A 19,760-nucleotide genomic window follows, 5' to 3' on the forward strand; every position below is an offset into this window, starting at 1 on the left:
GGCATCGTGCGCAAGACGCTCGAACGCCTCGATGGCGTGGGCGAGATCCAGACCAATATCGCCAGCCACCGCGTCAGTGTGACCATCGAGGCCGGTGGCCCCGATGGTGAGGCGCTGAAGCGCGCCGTCGAGGGGGCCGGCTATGACGTGGCCGCCGTGCAGACCGAGGAGCAGGAGGCGGGCGACGGCGACGCCGAGATCGAGGAGGCCTACCTCGCCCAGGCGCGCAAGCGCCTGATCATCGCCGGCATACCCGCCACCCTGATCATGCTGTTGATGATGCCGCACATGTTCTGGCAGCCGATCCCGGGCTACCTGGCCATCGTCGCCCTGCTGGCCTTCCCGGTGATCTTTCTCTACGGCGGCGCCGCCACGCACCGCTCGAGCTGGCGCTCGCTGAAGAACGGCACCTTCAACATGGACGTGCTGATCTCCATGGGCAGCCTGCCGCCCTACCTGATCGGCCTGGTCGGCTTCATTACCCCCATGACCTCGTTCATCGAGATGGGCGCCACCATCATGACCTTCCACCTGCTGGGGCGTTACCTGGAGGCCCTGGCCAAGGGGCGCGCCTCCCAGGCCATTCGCCGCCTGCTGACCCTGGGCGCCAAGACGGCCCGGGTGGAGCGCAACGGTGAGGAGGTCGAGGTGCCGGTCAAGGAGCTGGCGCCCGGCGACATCATGATCGTGCGCCCCGGCGACAAGGTCCCCACCGACGGCGAGGTGGTCGAGGGCGAGAGCCACCTCGACGAGTCCATCGCCACCGGCGAATCGATCCCGGTCTACAAGAGCCCCGGCGACAGCGTGATCGGCGCCACCATCAACAAGGAGGGGCGCCTGCGGGTCAAGGCGACCCGGGTCGGCGGCGACACCTTCCTCGCCCAGGTGGTGCGCCTGATCGACCAGGCCCAGGGCTCCCGGGTGCCGATCCAGGAGTTCGCCGACCGCATGACCGGCCGCTTCGTGCCGGCGGTGATCCTGATCGCCCTGGCCAGCCTGGTGGTGTGGCTGCTCATTCCGGACGCCCTGCGCCCGATCCTCGACTGGGGCGCGACCTTCCTGCCCTGGGTCAACCCCGAGGCCGCCACCCCGGTGCTGGCGATCCTGGCCGCCGTGGCGGTGCTGGTCATCGCCTGCCCCTGCGCGCTGGGCCTGGCAACGCCCACGGCGCTGATGGTGGGCTCCGGCATCGGTGCCGAGCGCGGCATCCTGATCCGCTCCGGCGAAGCGATCCAGACCTTCAAGGACGTCAAAGTGATGGTGCTCGACAAGACCGGCACCATCACCCGCGGCGAGCCGAAGCTCACCGATGCCGTCACCGCAGAGGGTGTCGAGGAAACGTACCTGCTGACCCTCGCCGCGAGCGTGGAGAACGCCTCGGAACACCCCATCGCCCGGGCCATCGTCGAGGGTGCCAAGGAACGCGATGTAAAGCCCCGAGACGTCAGCGAGTTCCGTTCCACCGGAGCGCGGGGCGTCTCGGGCAAGGTGGGCGATGAAACCGTGCTGATCGGCAATCGTCGACTGCTGGAAGAGGAAGGCGTGACAGGCCTTGAGGCTCTTGATGACGCCATGGCAGAACTTGAGGGCAAGGGGCGCACCGTAGTGATCGTCGCCGCCGACGGTCAGGCCCTGGGCCTGGTGGCAGTGGCCGATACCCTCAAGGAAAAATCCGTAGAGGCCATCCGCGGCATGCATGAACTGGGCCTGCACGTGGTGATGATCACCGGCGACAACGAGCGCGCCGCCCGTGCCGTAGCAGACGAGGTGGGCATCGACGAGGTTCAGGCCGGGGTGTTGCCGGAAGGTAAGGTCGATGCCATCCGCAAACTTCAGGAGAAACATGGCAACCACGTGGCCATGGTCGGCGACGGCATTAATGATGCTGCGGCGTTGAAGCAAGCCAACGTTGGCATAGCTATCGGCGCGGGAGCAGATGTGGCCATTGAGGCCGCCGATGTGACCCTGGTGCGTGGCGAACTGACCGCCGTGGTGGACGCCATGCACCTATCTCGCGCCACCTTCGGCAAAATCGTCCAAAACCTGATCTGGGCCAGCGCTTATAACGTGGCAGCCATTCCCATCGCCGCGATTGGTCTGCTGCACCCGATGATCGGCGTCATCGCCATGACCGCAAGCTCTCTCTCCGTCATTGGCAACTCGCTGCTACTCAAGCGGCGCTTCGCCACAAACAACCCACAAGGAGACGCCAAATGAACCGCATTCACCACTGGATGATGACTATTTGCTTGGTAATGATGGGCGTCGCCATGGTACTGCTGATGTGGCGCGCGCAGCCGATCGGCGGCGGAGTCTGGCTGCTGCTCTTACCAATGGGGCTCTGCCTGGGGCTACACCTGTTCGTGCATCGCCACAGCCAGCACCACGACGAATGAGTAGCCCGCCATGGCGATGGCTAACGTGGCGCAAAAGCTCCAGACCCTGGAAATAATAGGGCCGGTGTTCATTCATGCGTGTCTTTGGTGGCAAGCACTTGCTGACCTAAAGCGGTTAATCGGTATTTTTGTAGGCGACTTCGGGGCTTGTCAGGAACCGTCATCTCGATTAAGCCCTGTTTCATTGCGATTTGCTGATAATATTCTCTGAAATGCTTCTCGTCTTGCAGCCCCAACGCAGCCATCAATTCGGCTCTTCCCACCTCACCTTCAAATGACTTGAGCAGACGTAAAATCTCGGGGGTGACTTCGGGGGTGACTTCGGGGGTGACTTCGGGGGTGACTTCAGTCACTGCCTCTTTATCAACTGCAAACCCCTCGTGAACGGGTAAGCGAATCAAAAAGTAACTGCGTTCATCGTCGGTTTCGAACACCGGCTCTGGAGAACCGTTCGCCTTCATAACCCGAAGGATTTTAGGCACTCCCGTTGAACGGCCTTCAGTTAAATCCAGCTCTTTTAAAAACTCACCGATACGCCGGTTGCGGTAACGACGGCTGACTGCTTTGCCTGCCTGCAGGTCTTGCAAGCGAATAGAGCGGTCTGGCCCTGGGAAGCTGAGCACGACAAGCTCCTGACCATCGATACGAATCTCAATGGGCTCGCGAATTTCATAAGAACGGTGATACACCGCATTCACCACCGCTTCTTCAATGGCGACCAGCGGAAAATTCCAGAAGCGCTCGGCCTCAGGACGATCAGCGTGTTTGGTTACGCCCTCTTTTAAATAGTTGCGGTTAATGTAGTCCAATGCCGAACGGGTTATACGTCCCAGCGGGCCCTTGAATACCTTCTCTTCAAAGTGGTCGCCACCGGCACCGTCTGGAAAATACACCACATCTATCTGAGTCGCAGGGAAAAACTGCTCTGGATGCTCGTTAAAAAATAACAGGCCCACATTTTTGGGAAAGGCCATCTCGCTTGGCCCACCGACCACATTCATTCGGCGGCCCAAGGTTTCAATATCAAGCTCTCGGGCTTCAGCCGCTAATTCGCTGCCAATATCGTGCAGAAAATCACGCATCAGATAGGGTGAAAGGTCGCTTAAATCCGCCGTTTGGCGATAGCGATCATCAAAGGGCACGGTTGCCGCCAAACTTAGCAGCTCGCGCTCATCCCGCCCCGATGCTTTTACCGTACTGGTATGTTTGCGCAAGTAATAGGCCCAATCACTCTTTTTACCCAAGCTGGTTTTGGCTTTATAGGGACGTGTTTCTCCACCCGGGGCCCAAAGCACCAAAATGGTTTTTCCCTGAATTTCATAGGTAGCGGTTAACGGATGATAGTGCGGCGCAATCGCTGAATGCCCGAGATTTAGCAACTCCTTTTGAATGACATCGATTTGCTCGGGTAATAAACCGGCAGGTGGCAACTGTGGTTGGCCATTCTCTTCCGCAACCCCCACTAGGACATAACCGCCACCCAAGTTGTGAAAGTCGTTAGCGAAGGCACATAAGGTATGCAGGATGGATTCAGGGTTCCAACCTTCTTTGTATTCAATTCGCTCACTTTCCACCGTGCGGTGATGGAGCAAGTCATCAATATTGATGGGGAGTTTAGGAGTCATGCCGCTTGTTCAAGCGTTTGGTTGACGTCATACCGCACATGTTAAGGCCTTATAACGTTTAAGTTAACCTCATGATGTAGAACGGTACATGTAAATGCAATTATGGGTAAATGGTATCAGCTTGGTAATTTTCTCTGCGGGGTTTTGTTTTGCTGTCAACGTCTCCATTGAATATGCCATGGCTTAGCAGCTGGTGCTTACTAGTAAACTGGTCTATTCTGATCACCACTGTTTAAATGACTGCATTCAAAGGAGTTTGCTCTATGGCGTATGAAACGCTTTTTACACCGACTAATTTAGGTAGCCTATCAATTCCTAACCGCATCATCATGGCGCCGCTGACACGCTCGCGTACGCCGGATAGCATACCGGGCAAGATGCAGGAGGCCTATTACGGTCAGCGCGCGGGCGCGGGGTTGATTATCAGCGAAGCCACCAATATTTCTCCCACTGCACGTGGCTATGTATATACGCCGGGCATTTGGACCGATGAACAGGAAACTGGTTGGAAAGGCGTCGTCAGCGCCGTTCATGCCAAAGGTGGTCGTATTGCGCTACAGCTGTGGCACGTTGGGCGTGTTTCTCATGAAATGGTTCAACCTGATGGCCAACAGCCGGTAGCACCGAGTGCTTTGAAGGGCGAAGGCGCCCAGTGTTTTGTAGAGTTTGAAGATGGCACCGCCGGTCAACACCCCACCAGCACTCCGCGGGCGCTGGAAACCGATGAGATCCCCGGCATTGTTGAAGACTACCGCCAGGCAGCTGAGCGTTCCAAACGCGCTGGTTTCGATATGGTCGAAGTTCACGCGGCGAATGCTTACCTGCTTAACCAGTTCCTGGCGACCGGTACCAATAAGCGTACCGATCAGTACGGCGGTTCTTTAGAAAACCGCGCGCGCTTCCCGCTGGAAGTCGTTGATGCAGTTATCGGGGTGTTTGGCGCTGAGCGGGTCGGCATCCGTATGACACCATTTATTGAACTGTTTGGTTTGACCGACGACGAGCCGGAAGCCATGGCCTTCTATATGGCTGAGCAGCTCTCCAAGCGCGGTTTGGCTTACTTACATCTGAACGAGCCTAACTGGGCCGGTGGCGACATCACCTTCCCTGACGGTTTCCGGGAGCAGATGCGCGAACGCTTTAGCGGCAGCCTGATCTACTGCGGTAACTACGATGCAGAGCGCGCTGAAGCCCGCATTGGCGAGAATACCACCGACGCCGTTGCCTTTGGCCGCCCCTATATCGCTAACCCAGATTTGCCCGAACGCTTCCGCGTTAATGCGCCGCTCACCGAGCCGAACCATGAAACCTTCTATGGTGGAGGCGAGAAAGGCTATACCGACTATCCGTTTATGGATAACGGATACGACCGCAAGGGTTAAAACGGCATGCATTTAGTGTATTGCTGAACCCTTATCGCTGAAAAGCATCACTTAGGTGATGCTTTTTTTATCTCCGTTTGTTTACAAACACTGCTAGGCTGTTGATTCTTTCGTTTTAAGCGCGCCCATTTGGCGGCTTAACCGGCGTTAACGCATAATTTGATAAAAAAGAACTATTTGCGGGCTTAGCTGAATTTCAAGGAGAGAGGTGGAAGATGGAAAATACATCAACGGTGACACTGTTGGCGAGCGGGTCGTTAATCTTAGGCCTGATCGCAGCGGGGCTGTTTTTCTACTTCATGCTCTCCCAGCGGCGTAAACGCTCCAAAAAAGAGTCTATGCACATAGAGCAACCCCCGGCTAACGCCACGTTAGAGCCCGCTGCTCCAGAGCCGCCAGTGAACAATGAGGAACCAAAAACGTCGTTTAAACAGCATTCGCTGTTTGTGGTATTTGATAACCCCTCGCCAGAGACGACTCAGCAGCTAACCGATTGGCTGCACCAAGTAGAGGCCAAATACGACCCGTTAACTAAGGTTTATCATGTACCGGGCAAGCAACCCTCTAATCCAGTGACGATTGCCAATGCCTTTCTACCCGGCGAAATGCCGGATCTTTTTCGCGATTCCAATCACGAAGTGAAAGGCATTAGCCTGCTGGTGAAACCCCCACTGCGTAAGCGTCGCAACCAGCAGATGATCGTTTTTGTGGATTTAGCCAAGCAGGCCACTGAGATTTTTCAGGGCGAGCTACTTGATGCTGATCGAGAGCCCGCCACTGAAGTTACTTATCAACGCATTATTGGTTAAGGCTACTTATACCACCCCTTGGCTGCGCAGGTAGTCGTCATAACTACCGCTGAAATCGACAATGCCTTCCGGCTGCATATCAATAATACGCGTAGCCAGTGAAGAGACAAACTCGCGGTCGTGGCTGACAAATAGCAGCGTGCCGGGGTAGTTCTCCAGAGCCAGGTTCAACGCTTCGATAGACTCCATATCCAGGTGATTGGTTGGCTCATCCATCAGCATTACGTTGGGCTGAGTAAGGATTAACTTACCGAACAGCATGCGACCCTGCTCGCCACCGGAAATCACTTTCACCGATTTACCAATGTCATCGCTGGAAAACAGCATTCTCCCCAGGGCTCCGCGAACCACCTGTTCGCCGCCATTGGTCCAACTCGACATCCACTCAAACAGCGTCGCATCGACGGCAAAATCGTCGCTGTGATCCTGGGCAAAAACACCTACGTCAGCGGCTTCCGTCCACTTCACTTCGCCAGCATCAGGATGTAACTCACCGGCCAGTGTTTTAAGCAGCGTGGTTTTACCAATACCGTTAGGGCCGATAATCGCAATTCGCTCACCGGCCTCAACGGTCATGGAAAACCGCTCGAAAAGCGGCTTCTCGCCGTCGTAGCTCTTGGTAATAGCATCGACATTGACGGCGTTACGGTGAATTTTCTTAGCCTGATCGAAACGGATAAACGGGCTGACACGGCTGGAAGGTTTGATATCCTCAAGCTTGATTTTATCGATTTGACGCGCCCGAGACGTGGCCTGCTTAGCTTTCGAGGCGTTGGCAGAGAAACGGCTCACAAACTGCTGCAGCTCGGCAATCTGCGCTTTCTTCTTGGCATTATCAGAGTGTTGACGCTCCCGCGCAGCGGTAGCCGCGGTCATGTAATCATCGTAGTTACCCGGGAACAGGGTGATCTCGCCGTAATCCAGATCCGCCATATGCGTACAGACACTGTTTAGGAAGTGGCGGTCGTGGGAGATAATAATCATGGTGCTGCTGCGGGCTTTAAGAATGTCTTCCAGCCAGCGGATGGTGTTGATATCCAAATGGTTGGTAGGCTCATCCAGCAGCAGTACATCCGGGTCTGAAAATAGCGCCTGGGCCAGCAGTACACGCAGCTTCCAGCCAGGCGACACTTCACTCATTGGGCCGGTATGTTGCTCAATGGGAATCCCCAAACCCAGCAGCAGTTCGCCCGCGCGTGACTCAGCGGTATAACCGTCAAGCTCCGCAAAGCGGACTTCAAGGTCAGCAACGGCCATGCCGTCCTCTTCGCTCATTTCTGCCTGGGAGTAAATGCGCTCACGCTCAGCAGCCACTGACCAGAGTTCGACATTGCCCATGATCACCGTGTCGATGACGCGCTCGTTTTCAAACGCAAACTGATCCTGACGCAGCTTACCCAACCGCGTGCTGCTATCCAGCATCACCTGGCCGGAAGAGGGCTCCAAATCGCCACCGAGGATTTTCATAAAGGTGGATTTGCCGCAGCCGTTAGCGCCAATCAGGCCGTAGCGGTTGCCGTTATTGAATTTAACAGAGACATTTTCAAATAGGGGCTTGGCCCCAAACTGCATGGTGATATTGGCGGTTGCGATCACAAAAGGAGCCCGGTTAGCGTGTGCAAAGGTTGGCGATTCTACGCGCTATTGAGCGTGTATTCATCCATCATCCGTTAGGAGGTTCACGCCTTCGCTGGGATATCCAGTAGAAAGCGTTCACCATCAAGCGCTTGGCGCAATCGGGTGGCAAGAATATCGACGATGCATGGGTGCTCGCCCACTAGCGTTGTCGTGACGACTTGAAGCGCTGAGTGGCGCTCCTCAGCAGCCGCGCAAATCTCGGCAATATCGCCACCTTCCCCCGCATGGCGCCCCGGTGAAAGAAACAGCATCGCCAAGATCACTGGACCAGAGTTGAACTCCGGTAGCGCCAGCAACTTTTCCAACAGCGGCTCGTTAAAGCGGTATTCATCACCTTCACGGCGCTCCATAGAGGCAGCCGCGACACAGGCCACCTCATCGCCAAGCAGCACGCTAAGCTGGCCTGCCAAGCGGTTACGCACAGCAGTAACCTCAGGGATCGGGCTGCCGTGATCCACCAGCGCTACATGCGGCTGAGTACCTGCTCGAAGCTTGTCGCGCACGTTACCGGCCAGCAGATTCGCTAAGCGCAGATCATTATTTCCAAGCTCATCCACCAGCGGCTGGGCAATGCGCACCTTAACGTGAGGAAAACGCGCTTGCATCGTCGCCATGCGCTCAGGCAGGTAGTCAGTCAAGGCTTTGCTGGGGCCAAAAAAGAACGGCACCACCACAATCTCTGTTACCCCCTGCTCGGCGCTCCGTTCAACCGCAGGGCCCAGCGTGATGGCAGGAATGCCCTCTACCTCTTTCGCGGGAATCTTGTTGGAGTGCAGCAGCGAAGCCGCCTGCACGGTTTCACCTATGTGCTCGCTTAGCAGTGCCGCTACGTGGCGCAAGTTAAGCGTTGCCTGCGCTCGTAGCGAGCCATTATCGACCAGAAAAATCGCGCGCATGCTTGCCTCTGTTAGTGTGGGTTGAATGAGCTGTTAAGTAAGTGATTACCAATGACATGATAAGATGGCTGTTTTACAAAAGTAGCTACTAACTATGTTGATGGGTGACGATATGTTGCTTGATAACGATGCTTGATACCACTGCGCTTAATCAGCAAAGAAACTTCTTCGAGGGCCATGCGGATATATGGCTATTCGGCTATGGGTCGCTGATATGGAAAGCCGATTTTGCCTACATAGAGCGCCGCCCGGCTTATATTCATGGCTGGGAGCGACGTTTTTGGCAGGGCTCCCACGATCACCGTGGCACCCCTGAAGCGCCAGGGCGGGTGGCGACGCTAATACAGGCCAAGGATTCGATTTGCTACGGCATGGCCTACCGCATTACTCCAGAAGTGCTGGCGCCCCTGGATGTGCGGGAGAAAAACGGTTATTTGCGGGAAAAAGTACCGCTAACGTTTCTAGATGAGAATGGCGGTGCTACTGAGCAAAGCGAAGGGCTTATTTATCTGGCCAGCGAGGACAATCCGGCTTTTCTAGGTGAGGCGCCCCTTGCCGATATCGCTCAGCAAATCGCCAGCGCTCATGGCCCAAGTGGCCCTAACAAAGAGTACTTACTCAATCTTGCTACCGCGCTACGTGAACTAGGCGCGAGAGACGCGCATATCTTTGACCTGGAGCAGCAACTGAGCCGTTTTTAACTCTACCAGTAGCGCGGGTAGCGGCGGTGCCGGGCAAGGTTATTGACCAATATGGCGATGACCAGCATCACTACACTGCCCGCGCCAATCGGTAACAGCGGGTACCACCAACCCAGTTGGTGGATGCTAGCTCCGCCGCCTACCGCAATCAGCGCAGCCGCCGCTCCCGGTGGATGTACCGTGTGAGTCAATTGCATAACCAGTATCGACAGCGATACGGCAAGAGACATTGAGAGCGGTGTTGCCCCCAGCAGTTGGTAGCAAGCGACGCCGATACCTGCGGATAGCACGCTGCCAAATAGCACGTGGCTTGGCTGAGCAAAGGGACTTTCAGGAGCAGCATAGATAAGCACTGACGTCGCCCCGAAGGAGCCTACGATCAGCAGTTGTTGCGAGAGCCAAGCCGAGCTTAACCAGCAGATAACCGCCATACCGCTAAAAGCGCCGATCCATGACCACAGCGCATCCTGCCAACCCACTCGGGCGCGCTTAATTCGTTGACCCCGCATCTTGCCAAGATAGGTTTTCATTACACTCGCTTTGCACAAAATAAGTGCAAATGATGACAAAATGCACCAAATAAGCAAATGACAATCCATCATGCCCTTGATGAAACTGGCTCAAGGGCGCTACTTCAAAGGTAAAGCCACCCTTTACTACATCATCAACCACGAGAGAATAAACAGCCCCAATAAGGTACGAAATATACCCCCTATCAGCGAGCCGCGCAGAAATGCACGCACACCGCCGAACAGAATCAATAGGCCAATGACCAGCACGGCAATGCTAAAAAAAGAGTCGTTGATTCCCAGAGAACGGGTTAAGCCATCGATAAAATCGCCAAAGGCACCAAAGAAATTGGTAAATATGCCCAATAAGAACTCAACCATCACGCGGATTGCTTCGCCAATGGTCTCGCCTATTTCGTCAAAAAATCCGTTTGCCTGCATTGCGTTTGCTTGCATTGATAGTACCCAAGGCTGAGAAGGATAAGCTTGGCATTGTCGGTTAAATACGCTGGCTGAGCAAAACAGAACAGATTCTCTCTGCTTTACCCCCCATCTTTTTAGCGCCTTCTCAACCATGCAACTACTATAGAGGCTATAAAGCGTTCATTTAAACCACATGCTCGCCATATCGACGGTGATCATCATGACGCAGCCCTATCCACTTGCCGATAAGCTTCTCGCCAGCACTCACCGGGTGGAAAACCAACCGCCGCCGCTTGAGAACTACAACAGCTACACCGCTGATCGCGTGCTTCAAGAAGGCGTCAAACGTGAAGGGATAACGGACGACACCTCTCTCAAGACGTTTGGCTTTTGGGCAGACTCTGCCAAAGCTATCGCTTTGGGGTTTGATGCTAATCGCTATCCACCACAGTTGATGACCCATGACCGGCAAGGGCATCGGATCGATTTAAGGTAGCGGCGTAATGGAGACTCACATAGCGGCGCGCCTTTTTCGCGAATCGCCTATCAACGCCATCTGGGAAGGAAGTGGAAATGTGCAGTGTCTGGATAGCCTGCGCGCGATTGAAAAACAGCCCGAGGAGCTCGACACCTACTTCGCTGAACTTGCCAATGCACAAGGCGCTGATGCGAATCTTGACCGCTTTATCTACCAATGACAGCGGCAGATGCAGGATACCCAAGCGCTCCAGTACCGTGCCCGCCAGCTGGCGGACGGCATGGCCCTGGCGTTACAGGGCTGGATTGCACGGCAATCATTGAGCGTGCCCAGCCCGTGGAATAAGCGTTCACGACTATGGTGGCCTTCCATGCTAAAACTGATCGCGTAAAACTACTCACATTAAAAAACTATTTACATCCTGAATTAAAAACCAGCAACAACGTGATAGCGGGAGAGTTTGATGCATTGCTAGTCCCAACCATGACAAGTTCGGGCAGGCTTCCGGTAAGATATAAAACACTCCACCACAGGCGTGTTTTATGCTTAACCAGCGTGCATTAACCTACCTAAATGAAGTCATCCGCCGCGGCTCGCTCAGGCGAGCCGCGGCCCATCTAAATGTCGATGCATCCGCCATCAGCCGTCAATTAAAAGCGTTGGAAGAAGAGTTGGATACGCAGTTATGCGAACGGCACGGGCGCGGTATGCGCGCAACCGCTGCGGGGCAGCTACTGGTGCATCACTTCCATGCCCAGCGGGCATCTGAAGAGGCAGTGCTTTCTCAGCTCATGGCACTTCAGGGCCTAGCGAAAGGGGAAGTGCGTATTGCTGTGGGAGAAGGATTTATCGCTGATCTGATCGCTGCTCCGTTAGGTACTTTTATGTCAGCGTTTGCAGGTATCAATGTCGAAATCCGCATGGCGGGTGTCAATGAAGCGATGTCGTTACTCAAAGATCGCGAAGTGGATATAGCGCTACTTTATGCACCGCCGGTAGACCCGCAGCTTTTCTGCCATGTAGAAACGCGTCAGCCGCTCGATGTTATTGTCCCTCCCAGTCACCCGTTAACTACGCTGGATCGTCCAGTGACGCTACATGATTTAAAGGAGTGGCCCCTGGCATTGATGGACAACCCTTTCGGCATGCGGCAAATGGTCAATATGGTGGCCCACCAGGAGCGGATTCATCTCGAAGCACGCCTGCATACCAACTCTGTATCGGTGTTGAAGAATTTTGTCCGTTCAGGCATCGGCGTTACGTTCATGCCTGAGCTTACCGTGATGGATGAAATAGAGCGTGGCGAAATTTTCACACTGCCGATGCACTATCCGGTCATGAATGGTACCCGTGCTCAAATTGTCAGCCTGAAAGGACAAGAACTGCCGGTCGCATCAACCACCTGTATTGCTCATCTACAGAAAGGCATGCGCTTTTTCGCGGCCGATGCGCCACGTTTGTTGCAATAAAAGCCACAGTTTAGGTATTGCATAGTCAACACCTCAATCCATAATCTTTCAGTAGGCACTCCTTATAAATCTAATAACGCGCCCATAGCGCCTAATAGCTCACGACAATAAACCAGGAGACTATCTATGTTTAATAAGCTTGTGTTTAAACAACTTGGGCTTGCTCAACCTATGTTTACACCTAAACGACTCATTTCAGCGTGCCTGATTGGCTCTGCATTGATGGCGGGAAACAGCTTTGCGGCGACCACGATCAATCTGAGCTACAACGGTGCCCCTGACCCGGAAAAGAATGCTGTCCACGTCTTCGCCACCAACCTAAAGGAACTGGTAGAGGAGAAGACCGATAACCAGGTCGAGTTAGCGCTATACCCCAACAGCATGCTGGGCGAAGAGCAGGAGCGCATGGAACAGACCATGAACACGCCGATGCTCAATGTGGCATCATTTGCAGGCGTGTCCCCTCTCGTCGATGAGATCTTTGTCAGCGCCATTCCGTTTCTATTTGATGATTTTGCGGCAGCGCGCAGCTTCTTCGATGAGGGTGAGTATTGGCAGGAAGTCAGCAATGCCCTGAACGAGCGCGCCGGTATCGATATGCTTGCGGTTGTCGAAGAAGGGGGCTTTTTGGCTTTCACCAATAACGAAAGACCTATCAGCCACCCTGACGACTTTGAAGGGCTACGTTTCCGGGCCATGGACCCCAGCCAAGTAGCACTCTACGAAGCCTTCGGTGCATCCGGCACACCTATTCCCTGGACAGAAACCTACATGGCACTGCGCACAGGGGTGGCCAACGGCCAAATGAACCCGCCGATGTATATTATTCTGGGTAGCCTTTTTGAAGTGCAGGACTACCTGACCCTCGCCAATATCCAGTACTCCAACCAGTTCCTGGTGGGCAACAGCGAAATGATCGCAGGTTGGGATGATGAGCTTCGCAACGCCTTTATGGAGGCCGTCGCCGAAGCTAATCGCAATGCCCGTGAACACAACGAGGAGCAGGTAGAAGCGCGGATTGCCTACCTGGAAGAGCAAGGCATGGAGGTGATTCGTCCTTCCGAAGAGGAGCTCACCGCTTTCCGCGATATTGGCCAACCCGCATATCTTGAGTGGCTAGGGGAGCGAGATATCGAGCAACGCTGGATAGATATGGCACTGGAAGATGCGGGTATGAGCGATCTGCTCGACTAACGGCTGCTCACACCGTTGCTACGAAAGGGGCTGGCAACTTACCGGCCCCCATTTTCTATGTTTAATGTTCTCGTGCTTATCGTTTCTGTGCTTCATGGAAGGCTGCCATGTTTAATACACTTCGATCCCGTCTACTTGATATCAGCCGCCCTATTACGCTGACCCTGGCGGGCGGGCTACTATCCCTCAATATTGCTGCCATTCTGTTTGGGGTGTTTGCCCGCTATATCGCCGGTGGCGCGCCGATCTGGACAGACGAGCTCTCACGCTTTTTGATCATCGCCACCGTTATGCTCGCGGCTGGCGTCGTCTGGTCGGAAGGGGGCCACATGCGCGTTGGCTTGTTAGAGAAACTACTGCCCACACCTTTCGCTCGTTTGCTCAATGTGTACCAATGGCTACTCACCCTGACAATTGCATCAGGGGGTGCATGGGTAAGCTATCGCTATGCACTTTCGGTCAGCATGTTTACCACGTCCGGACTCGGCATTAGCCGTACGGTGCCTCTACTCTCGCTACCCATTGGCTTTTTGCTACTGGCTTGGCATGCGCTTCTCTATGGCCCTGCGCCGCTCAAGACCGTCGAGGACACTCCATGCAAAACCGTTGAGGACTCCCTATGATTGTGACTATGCTGGCGGTTTTCCTCGGCCACGTTTTGCTTGGGCTGCCCCTGTTCATCGCACTGCTTACCACGGCGATAGTGGGCTTTCTTTTTGTCGACCCCTCGATGATTCCGCGTATGCTGCCTCAGCAATTCTTTAGCGGTATCAATGTATTCTCCTTGATGGCTATTCCGCTATTCATCTTTGCTGGCAACCTAATGAATGTCAGCGGCTTAACCGAGCGTTTAATGGGTTTCGCCCGCCTGATAGTCGGGCATTTACGGGGCGGCATGGGCCACGTCAATGTGGTGTCGAGCGTTTTCTTCGCTGGCGTCAATGGCTCAGCGGTGGCGGACACCTCGGCACTGGGGTCGCTGTTAGTACCTGCCATGGAGAAGGAGGGCTACTCACGGGCCTTTGCCGCTGGGTTGACCGCCGGTAGTTCATTAATCGGCCCGATTATTCCGCCTAGTATCTTTATGATTCTCTACGCTTCACTGACCAACACCTCGGTAGGCGATCTATTTCTGGCAGGCGTCGTGCCGGGACTGCTGCTGGGTGTTGCCTTTATGGGCATGAACGCCTGGTATGCCTGGCGTCATCGATTACCCAAAAGCGGTCAATTACCCTCAATCGGTCAACTTGGAGTAGCCTTCTTAGCCGCACTCCCCGCTCTGGTTGCACCCTTCATCATCGTTGCAGGCATCGTGCTTGGCTTCGTTACGCCGACAGAGTCAGGCGCGTTGACAGCGCTATATGTAGCCCTGTGTGGCTTTGTGCTGGGCGGGTTACGCTTTAAAGAGTGCTGGCAAGCCATCCTCGATACGGCACGCTTAACTTCAGCAATTTTTCTAATCATGGCGGCCTCGGCGACGATTAGCTGGCTGCTCTCCTATGCTCAAGTGCCCGGCCAATTTGTCTCACTCTTATCTCCTTATATAGATAACGCAGTATTAATCCTACTGCTACTTAGTGCTATCACCTTTATAACGGGCATGTTTATGGAGGAGGTGTCGGCGTTGATGCTACTGACGCCTATCTTTGCGCCAGTCGCTATGATGGCAGGTATCGACCCCATTCACCTGGGCGTCATCATCACGCTGAACATTACTATTGCCTTAATCACGCCACCGCTGGGCGCCTGTGTGTTCGTGGCCGCCGCAGTCAGTCGGCTAGAGATAGTGTCGCTGTTCAGAACTATTTGGCCCTTTGTGCTGACGGCAATTGCGGTGCTTATTCTATTAATCCTATTTCCACCGCTGTCGCTGTGGCTGCCTACTCAGTTTTAATAACCAGTTTTGATAACCAGCTTGGATAACACGATGCCTTTGAACACATTATTGAAGGCTTTGCCGCCTATCCCCAGTCAGCCACCCCCCTGCTGGGAGCAACTGCGCCGTGCGCCTATCGAAGATAACGGCGAGCGCCTGGTACCAATGAGCCTCGCCCCGGCACCAGTCAGCGTATTCCCCGCCTATGCGCGGCTGGGCATTCCTGGTGCAATACCGGAGTGTTTCGTTCGTGAGGGGGTTTATCGGGCGCTACTCGCTGCGGCACGCAGCTTACCCGATGGGATCGGCTTAATCGTACTGGACGGCTGGCGACCATGGCGAGTGCAGCAGTACTTATTTGATACCCTGCATGAAGCGATCCATCATCGCCATCCTGACCTTAGTGAAGCGGAACTACTGGAACGCACAAGAGAGTTTGTCTCGGTCCCTAGCCGTGATCCTTTAGCACCAAGCCCCCACCTCACCGGCGGTGCAGTAGATGTCACGCTATGTGATGCCGATGGACTACCGCTAGATATGGGCACACTGTTTGATGAAGCGCTACCGGCTTCCCATAGCGACTATTTCGAGCATCTGGAAACGCTGACACCACAGCAACATAAGGCACGGGATAACCGCCGACTGCTCTATCACACCATGCACAAACATGGCTTCACTAACCTGCCTAGCGAATGGTGGCACTACGATTACGGCGATCAGTTATGGGCTTACTATGGGTCACATGACTATGCGCAGTATGGCCCCGCCGAGCTGGATACCATTGAAAACCGCTGGCGCCGACAGTTGGGCTAATTATCTACTACAGCTTTCTGGCTCATCCCCCTTAAACAGTGGGCGCCTCAAGCTCCAAGAAGCGCCGTACCCGCTCTGTTTTAGGATTAACGAAAAACTCGCTGGGGTGGGATTTTTCGATAATGATGCCTTTATCAAGAAACACCACCTGATCGGAAACGGCCCGAGCAAACTCCATCTCGTGGGTGACTAACACCATGGTGTAGCCCTCTTTTGAGAGGTCTTTGATGACGCCAAGCACTTCCCCCACTAGCTCTGGGTCAAGCGCAGAAGTAGGCTCGTCAAAAAGCATCACCTTGGGCTGCATGGCAAGCGCCCGGGCAATCGCGACCCGCTGCTTTTGGCCACCTGAAAGCGTGTAAGGATAGTTATCGCGCTTATCCACCATGCCGACTTTCTCAAGTAGCACCATGGCCCGCTCCTCGGCCTCCTTCTTGCTGACGCCCTGAACATGAATGGGCGCCTCGGTGACATTGCGCAGTACGCTTAAGTGGGGCCACAGATTAAACCCTTGGAACACCATGCCTAAGCGCGCACGCATGGTCGCCAGTTGACGACGCGACATCGGTTTACCAGTGTCGCTAACGCCGATGCGGTCGCCAGCGATACGAATATCGCCGCGGTCAGGCTGTTCGAGCCAATTAATACAGCGTAATAGGGTAGATTTTCCGGACCCCGACGAGCCTAGAATGCTCACAACCTCCCCAGGCTGCACATCTAGCGATACGTCCCGTAGTACTTCGATTCCATCAAAGCTTTTAGAGAGATTACGAATACTGACAGCGGCTGTCTCAGGCATTTTCAAATCCTCGCTTGGCGCCAAAACGGCCAATCAATTTAATAAACAGTTCTAAACCAATACTGATCAACCAGTAGAAGCCGATAACCACAATGAACGCTTCCATGGGAATGAAGTAGGTACTCGACAGGCTGCTCGCCGCCGCCGTCAGTTCACGCACCGTTATAATGACTAGGAAGGCGGTATCTTTAAGCAAGATGATCAATTGATTACCCAGCAAGCCGCGGGTTTTCAAAATCAGTTGTGGCAGAATAATGCGCATAAACATGCTGGGCTGCGAAAAACCTTGGGCGATTGCCGCTTCGACTTGCCCTTGAGCAAAGGTAGCGCGGCAGCCGCGCAATATCTCCGCGAAGTAAGCCCCGTGGTACATCACCAAGGCGATGATTCCCGCGGTCCAGGCACTCATTCGAATCCCTGCGCTGGGCAGGCCGTAATAGAGCAGATAGGCCAATATCAAAAATGGCAGCATGCGCATGGCGTCTATAAAGATTCGCAGCGGTATTTTTAAGCGCGGGCGCGAACCCTCTAACAAAAACACGATCCCGCTACCCAATATAAACGCCAGCACTGCAGATAAACCAAATAGCTTTAAGGTGTTATAAAAGCCGTTCAAAAACACATCGTGCGACGACCAAAGAATATCCCAGTTGCTCATAGAGGCTCCCCTTAAATGGCCACGTTAGACGGCCAGTCGACTGGCTTTTCGCTCAGCCAGGCGTTGAAGCCATACCAGCAGACTGATAATCAGCATATACAGGGCCGCTGCCGCTAAAATAGGTGGCAGAGGGTCATAGGTAACCGCGGAAATGCGATTGGTCACGCGTGTTAAATCGACCACGCCAATCACGGCTATGGCAGGGCTGCCTTTAATTAAAAACGACATTTCATTGACCAAGCCCGGTAGGCTGGTGATGGTAATTTGCGGCAGCATAATGCGCCGGAAGTAGACCCATGGGGTCATGCCAACCGCCAGCGCAGCTTCGCGCTGCTCTTTCGAGAAGTTATTAAATGCAGAGCGCCAAATTTCAGCATTAAAGGCGGTGGTATTAAGTGTTAACGCAATAATACCCGCCACGTTGCGATTTAGATTAACGCCCATCGTAGGCGCAGTTAAGAAAATAAACAGCACCAGTGTGACCAGCGGCGTTGCTCGCGCCAGGCTAATATAAACCCCTAATAACTGATGCAGAACAGGGATTTTCGCCACTCGGAGCAAAGCGATTAGCAACCCCATTACCACACCGATGGCTATGGAGATGCCGGATATCCATAGCGTCGTCCAGGCTCCCTGAATGAGCAGTCCCCATGCGCTACTGTCCATGCGTTCCCCTTACTCGCTGGATAAAGACACACAGCCGCTGCACCGTTTATTCGGCGAGCGGCTGTTAAAGTTCACGCCTTACATACCGGCCATTTCGTGGAACTCTTCCACTGAGGTGATGGGGGTTGTCGGTAGGTCATCAAACGACTCACCGAACCACTCTTCCTGAAGCTCGGCTAAGCGGCCAGAGTCACGCAGGTGGCTCATAAAATCGGTGATATAGGCCAGCAGTTCAGGGCTGCTTTTAGGCATTGGCCAAGCCACATAGCCGGGGCCTGAGACAGCCTGGCCTGCTTCAAACACATCGGGGCGTTCACTAATCAGATCATTCACCGGCACGATTGAGTTAATCACGTAATCAACACGGCCATTGGCAAGATCGGCGTAGATCTCTGGGTAGGCTTCATACTCCATTACCTCGCCCAGCTCGCCGCCGCTCTCTTCCAACATGGCTTCGAGTTCTGGCAGACGCGAAAGCAGCGCGCTGCCCGCTTGGACACCTAGCGTCAAACCACTCAAATCTTCAATGCTATTGATACGGTCATCGCCCGCCCGCTTGATGTAGAAGTGCTGGGCAGAGGCAAACGGCGGCGCATAGTTAAATACACGCAGGCGTTCATCCGTTACCGAGGCACCGGTAAGCGCCATATCGTATTGACCTGATGAGACCGAAGCTAACAGCCCTGTCCACGGCAAAATATCCTGACGAACTTCAAAGTCAGCGTACTCCTCAAGCTCAATCAATATATCTTTGATAAAACCATCGGGGTCGCTGCCACTCATAAAATTAAACGGGGCGTAATTATCTTCAGTCGCTACGCTCAGGTAACCACGGCTCTCTATTTCTTCTAAGTCTGCAGCGTTGGCCGTTAATGACATACCGAAAGCAAGAACACCAACGCTTAATACTGAGGTTAAAACAGCTAAGTTCTTCATCACCTTATACCCCTAGAGTAGACAAACATCGTTAGCCGAACGGCTACATGTGGAAGGTGACTTCACCCTAATTTTTTATCCTGCTCTCGATTAGAGCCAGTTGGCGTAAAGTAAAAGGACAGTTGGCTAACATAGAACTGGCACGAAAGATGCTTAGATTAAAGAGAGGACGAGCTTATCTGAAGAGGAATAATGGATGGCAACGCTGTGTCTTGACGTCGACCCGAATGCCGCAGCCTGCCTGCAAGAACAACTGCGTGCAACGCTGCTTGAAGCGATTCACTTAGGTAGTTTGCCCACCGATGATGCGCTCCCCTCCTGCCGTAAACTTTCCCAACAGCTAGGTATTTCCCGTAACACGGTAGCGATTGTTTATGAAAAACTGGTTGAAGATGGCTGATCTTGCCCAGTAACGATGGACACCTCAAGAATGTAATACACTGCAACGAGGTGAACCATGGCAAGATCGACGACATCAATGAAGAAAAAATC

At 54.1% G+C, this 19,760-nt stretch carries 23 protein-coding genes; 14 read left to right on the plus strand and 9 right to left on the minus strand.

Annotation, left to right across the window (positions count from 1 at the left end):
- Positions 1-2,217: heavy metal translocating P-type ATPase (locus ACQKE4_RS18680; RefSeq protein WP_427389787.1), on the plus strand; the 2,217-nt coding region annotated here is incomplete at its 5' end.
- Positions 2,214-2,396 carry a hypothetical protein gene (locus ACQKE4_RS18685; RefSeq protein ID WP_427389788.1) on the plus strand — a complete coding sequence of 61 codons (183 nt, stop codon included), beginning with the start codon at positions 2,214-2,216 and terminating at the stop codon, positions 2,394-2,396. The genes ACQKE4_RS18680 and ACQKE4_RS18685, both read left to right, overlap by 4 nt.
- A 68-nt stretch (positions 2,397-2,464) precedes the next feature.
- Here the strand turns inward: ACQKE4_RS18685 and ACQKE4_RS18690 are convergent, their stop codons facing one another.
- The gene (locus ACQKE4_RS18690) at positions 2,465-4,021 is read right to left on the minus strand and encodes a Fic family protein (RefSeq protein ID WP_427389789.1); all 1,557 of its coding nucleotides are present in this window, start codon (positions 4,019-4,021) and stop codon (positions 2,465-2,467) included.
- A 263-nt stretch (positions 4,022-4,284) separates the two neighbouring features.
- Here ACQKE4_RS18690 and ACQKE4_RS18695 point away from each other — a divergent pair, with 263 nt between their 5' ends.
- Positions 4,285-5,403 (plus strand): alkene reductase, encoded by a 1,119-nt coding sequence (locus ACQKE4_RS18695; RefSeq protein ID WP_290834010.1) that lies wholly within the window; start codon positions 4,285-4,287, stop codon positions 5,401-5,403.
- 215 nt (positions 5,404-5,618) lie between these two features.
- A complete protein-coding gene (locus ACQKE4_RS18700) occupies positions 5,619-6,212 on the plus strand; it encodes a cell division protein ZipA C-terminal FtsZ-binding domain-containing protein (protein ID WP_427389790.1) in 594 nt (197 codons plus the stop codon).
- 6 nt (positions 6,213-6,218) lie between these two features.
- On the opposite strand, the gene ACQKE4_RS18705 is transcribed toward ACQKE4_RS18700, so the two are convergent.
- On the minus strand, positions 6,219-7,808 hold the full coding sequence (locus ACQKE4_RS18705) for an ABC-F family ATPase (RefSeq protein WP_290834013.1): 1,590 nt from the start codon (positions 7,806-7,808) through the stop codon (positions 6,219-6,221).
- Positions 7,809-7,891: 83 nt separating this feature from the next.
- Positions 7,892-8,746 carry a sirohydrochlorin chelatase gene (locus ACQKE4_RS18710; protein ID WP_427389791.1) on the minus strand — a complete coding sequence of 285 codons (855 nt, stop codon included), beginning with the start codon at positions 8,744-8,746 and terminating at the stop codon, positions 7,892-7,894.
- 128 nt (positions 8,747-8,874) lie between these two features.
- Here ACQKE4_RS18710 and ACQKE4_RS18715 point away from each other — a divergent pair, with 128 nt between their 5' ends.
- On the plus strand, positions 8,875-9,447 hold the full coding sequence (locus tag ACQKE4_RS18715; RefSeq protein WP_290834017.1) for a gamma-glutamylcyclotransferase: 573 nt from the start codon (positions 8,875-8,877) through the stop codon (positions 9,445-9,447).
- Positions 9,448-9,449: 2 nt separating this feature from the next.
- Here the strand turns inward: ACQKE4_RS18715 and ACQKE4_RS18720 are convergent, their stop codons facing one another.
- Positions 9,450-9,977 (minus strand): HPP family protein, encoded by a 528-nt coding sequence (locus ACQKE4_RS18720; protein WP_290834018.1) that lies wholly within the window; start codon positions 9,975-9,977, stop codon positions 9,450-9,452.
- 126 nt (positions 9,978-10,103) lie between these two features.
- The gene (locus ACQKE4_RS18725) at positions 10,104-10,397 is read right to left on the minus strand and encodes a hypothetical protein (protein WP_290834040.1); all 294 of its coding nucleotides are present in this window, start codon (positions 10,395-10,397) and stop codon (positions 10,104-10,106) included.
- Between the two features lie 202 nt (positions 10,398-10,599).
- On the opposite strand from ACQKE4_RS18725, the gene ACQKE4_RS18730 reads away from it, so the two are divergent.
- The 8 genes from ACQKE4_RS18730 (at position 10,600) to ACQKE4_RS18765 (ending at position 16,209) form a co-directional block, all read left to right on the plus strand.
- The gene (locus ACQKE4_RS18730) at positions 10,600-10,875 is read left to right on the plus strand and encodes a hypothetical protein (RefSeq protein ID WP_427389792.1); all 276 of its coding nucleotides are present in this window, start codon (positions 10,600-10,602) and stop codon (positions 10,873-10,875) included.
- Between the two features lie 7 nt (positions 10,876-10,882).
- A complete protein-coding gene (locus ACQKE4_RS18735) occupies positions 10,883-11,077 on the plus strand; it encodes a hypothetical protein (RefSeq protein ID WP_427389793.1) in 195 nt (64 codons plus the stop codon).
- Positions 11,078-11,086: 9 nt separating this feature from the next.
- Positions 11,087-11,248, plus strand: a complete 162-nt coding sequence (locus ACQKE4_RS18740; protein ID WP_427389794.1) for a hypothetical protein — start codon at positions 11,087-11,089, stop codon at positions 11,246-11,248.
- Between the two features lie 151 nt (positions 11,249-11,399).
- A complete protein-coding gene (locus ACQKE4_RS18745) occupies positions 11,400-12,326 on the plus strand; it encodes a LysR family transcriptional regulator (RefSeq protein WP_290834026.1) in 927 nt (308 codons plus the stop codon).
- A 126-nt stretch (positions 12,327-12,452) separates the two neighbouring features.
- The gene (gene dctP, locus ACQKE4_RS18750; protein ID WP_427389795.1) at positions 12,453-13,520 is read left to right on the plus strand and encodes a TRAP transporter substrate-binding protein DctP; all 1,068 of its coding nucleotides are present in this window, start codon (positions 12,453-12,455) and stop codon (positions 13,518-13,520) included.
- Between the two features lie 107 nt (positions 13,521-13,627).
- Positions 13,628-14,143 (plus strand): TRAP transporter small permease, encoded by a 516-nt coding sequence (locus ACQKE4_RS18755; protein WP_290834030.1) that lies wholly within the window; start codon positions 13,628-13,630, stop codon positions 14,141-14,143.
- Positions 14,140-15,414, plus strand: coding sequence for a TRAP transporter large permease (locus ACQKE4_RS18760; protein ID WP_427389796.1), 1,275 nt, complete (start codon positions 14,140-14,142; stop codon positions 15,412-15,414). Before ACQKE4_RS18755 ends, ACQKE4_RS18760 begins: the two co-directional genes overlap by 4 nt.
- Positions 15,415-15,447: 33 nt before the next feature.
- Positions 15,448-16,209 (plus strand): M15 family metallopeptidase, encoded by a 762-nt coding sequence (locus ACQKE4_RS18765; RefSeq protein WP_427389797.1) that lies wholly within the window; start codon positions 15,448-15,450, stop codon positions 16,207-16,209.
- A gap of 31 nt (positions 16,210-16,240) precedes the next feature.
- Here the strand turns inward: ACQKE4_RS18765 and ACQKE4_RS18770 are convergent, their stop codons facing one another.
- The 4 genes from ACQKE4_RS18770 to ACQKE4_RS18785 all read right to left on the minus strand — a co-directional run bounded on the left by ACQKE4_RS18770 (position 16,241) and on the right by ACQKE4_RS18785 (position 19,268).
- Positions 16,241-17,008 (minus strand): amino acid ABC transporter ATP-binding protein, encoded by a 768-nt coding sequence (locus tag ACQKE4_RS18770; RefSeq protein WP_427389798.1) that lies wholly within the window; start codon positions 17,006-17,008, stop codon positions 16,241-16,243.
- On the minus strand, positions 17,001-17,666 hold the full coding sequence (locus tag ACQKE4_RS18775; RefSeq protein ID WP_427389799.1) for an amino acid ABC transporter permease: 666 nt from the start codon (positions 17,664-17,666) through the stop codon (positions 17,001-17,003). Before ACQKE4_RS18775 ends, ACQKE4_RS18770 begins: the two co-directional genes overlap by 8 nt.
- Positions 17,667-17,690: 24 nt before the next feature.
- Positions 17,691-18,332: an amino acid ABC transporter permease gene (locus tag ACQKE4_RS18780; protein ID WP_290835135.1), complete on the minus strand. Its 642-nt coding sequence runs from the start codon at positions 18,330-18,332 to the stop codon at positions 17,691-17,693.
- A 78-nt stretch (positions 18,333-18,410) separates the two neighbouring features.
- Entirely contained in the window at positions 18,411-19,268 is an 858-nt protein-coding gene (locus ACQKE4_RS18785; protein ID WP_427389801.1) for a transporter substrate-binding domain-containing protein, read from the minus strand.
- Positions 19,269-19,464: 196 nt separating this feature from the next.
- On the opposite strand from ACQKE4_RS18785, the gene ACQKE4_RS18790 reads away from it, so the two are divergent.
- Complete coding sequence (locus ACQKE4_RS18790; RefSeq protein WP_427389800.1) at positions 19,465-19,668, plus strand: GntR family transcriptional regulator; 204 nt, start codon at positions 19,465-19,467, stop codon at positions 19,666-19,668.
- Positions 19,669-19,760: the final 92 nt, after the last annotated feature.

The sequence above is a fragment of the Halomonas sp. NPDC076908 genome (genome assembly GCF_050269715.1).
In the GTDB taxonomy this organism is placed as follows: domain Bacteria; phylum Pseudomonadota; class Gammaproteobacteria; order Pseudomonadales; family Halomonadaceae; genus Vreelandella.